At 64.4% G+C, this 951-nt stretch carries 1 protein-coding gene; it reads left to right on the top strand.

Annotated elements, in window-relative coordinates; translation table 11 throughout:
* Window positions 1-878, top strand: an 878-nt coding sequence (locus B8460_RS19330) for a phage/plasmid primase, P4 family (protein ID WP_048863261.1), incomplete at its 5' end; no start/stop codon positions are given.
* Window positions 879-951 lie beyond the last annotated feature (73 nt).

Consider the following 951-nt stretch of genomic DNA (forward strand, 5'->3'; position numbering starts at 1 on the left):
GCGACGCGGACCTGGTGCGCTTCCTGCAACGCGCGGCCGGCTACGCCCTGACCGGCAGCACCCGCGAACACGCCCTATTCTTCGGCTACGGAACCGGCGGCAACGGTAAAGGCGTGTTCCTCAACACCCTCGCCGGCATCTTCGGCGATTACGCGACCATCGCGCCGATGGAAACTTTCGCCGCAACGCAGACCGATCGGCACCCGACCGAACTGGCCATGCTGCGCGGCGCACGTCTCGTCACCGCACAAGAGACCGAACAAGGCCGCGCCTGGGCCGAGTCCCGCATCAAGTCACTCACGGGCGGCGATCCCATTACCGCGCGGTTCATGCGGGCCGATTTCTTCACGTATCAGCCGCAATTCAAGCTGTTCATCGCCGGCAACCACAAGCCCGCCCTCCGCAACGTGGACGAGGCGATGCGCCGTCGCATGCACATGATCCCATTCACCGTCACCATCCCGCCAGACCAGCGCAATCCAAACCTCGCCGCCGAACTCAAAGCCGAATGGCCTGCCATCCTCGCATGGGCAATCGCCGGCTGCCTGGACTGGCAACGCCAAGGACTCGCCGCACCCGCCGCCGTCGCCGCCGCAACCGACGAATACCTGTCCGGCGAGGATGCCCTTGGCCAGTGGATAGAGGAATGTTGCGAGGTTGGCCGTCACTGCCAGGAAGGCAGCACCGTCCTGTATTCGGCCTGGAAGACATGGGCCGAACGTGCAGGCGAGCAAGCCGGAACCCAGCGGCGGTTCAGCCAAGCCCTGCAAACCCGAGGCTTCACACCCTCACGACTGCCGAACAGCAAAGCCGCCTTCGACGGCATCCGACTGCCGATCGAACGCCCGCACCACGAGACGGACAAGGACCGTGACTGACGATTCTGAAGCTTCTGAAGCTTCCCCGCTTTTCCAGCGTCTAGAGCGGTAGCCCTTCTGAGTGAATCGGCAG

This window comes from Acidisphaera rubrifaciens HS-AP3, assembly GCF_000964365.1.
GTDB lineage: Bacteria > Pseudomonadota > Alphaproteobacteria > Acetobacterales > Acetobacteraceae > Acidisphaera > Acidisphaera rubrifaciens.